An 818-nucleotide genomic window follows, 5' to 3' on the forward strand; every position below is an offset into this window, starting at 1 on the left:
TAGGGGATTTTGGGGAATTTTGCAAAGGTCTCAGATAGTACGGCTATGCGAGGCAACGCCGTACTGGTTTAAAGTCAATCCACTATAAGTCTTTTATTCGAGATTCATGTCCAGTTGAGCAAACCCGCCAAACAAAACAAAAAACCCGCAGCATAGCTGCGGGTTTGATACCTATTTAACACTAAACCAGTATTACCATTCGTAGTTCACGCCTACGTTGTAAGATGCAGAGCCGCCTGAAGAGGTGCCGACTGCAAGACCGGCCTTGGCTGCAAAGTTTTCATTGAAGCGGTAGCCTGCGCCGACTGCAACTGCGGTGTCAGATTTGAAACCACCCAAAGCAGCGGTAACGTTAAACTTACCAACGCTGTAAGGTTGGAACAGACCGCTGAGGGCTGCTTGTGCAGCAAGACCTTGGCGGGTCTCTTTGCGCAGATTAGCTACGTTTTTGTCCAAGTTGTCGATACGCGCTGAGTTTTTAGCAATACCGGCAGCGTGTTGGTTGCTTGCTGTTTGCAGGGTAGCAATATCGGCTTTGTTAGCGGCAACTTGTGTGGCATTAGCTTTAACTGCATCTTGAGCTTGAGCAGCAGCAGTTTGCGCCGCACTTGCTACATTATTGGCAGCATCAGCGGATGTTTTTGCAGCTTTGGCATGGCTTTCAGCAGTTTCAGCAGATTTTTGGGCAACTTCAACAGCACCTTTTACCACTTGAGCTGATTTTTGAGCTTCAACAGCTATTGTTCTTACGCTTTCTACAGCAGTCTTATCAGCTTTGGTCTCAATTGCTGCTTTATTGGCGTCGATGTCTTGACGGT

General features: G+C 47.6%; 1 protein-coding gene. It reads right to left on the bottom strand.

Annotated elements, in window-relative coordinates; translation table 11 throughout:
* Positions 1-192: 192 nt before the first annotated feature.
* Positions 193-818, bottom strand: a 626-nt coding sequence (locus HMPREF2606_RS01155) for a YadA C-terminal domain-containing protein (protein WP_210388917.1), incomplete at its 5' end; no start/stop codon positions are given.

Origin of the sequence: Neisseria sp. HMSC070H10 (genome assembly GCF_001837635.1) — a bacterium.
In the GTDB taxonomy this organism is placed as follows: Bacteria; Pseudomonadota; Gammaproteobacteria; order Burkholderiales; family Neisseriaceae; genus Neisseria; species Neisseria subflava_A.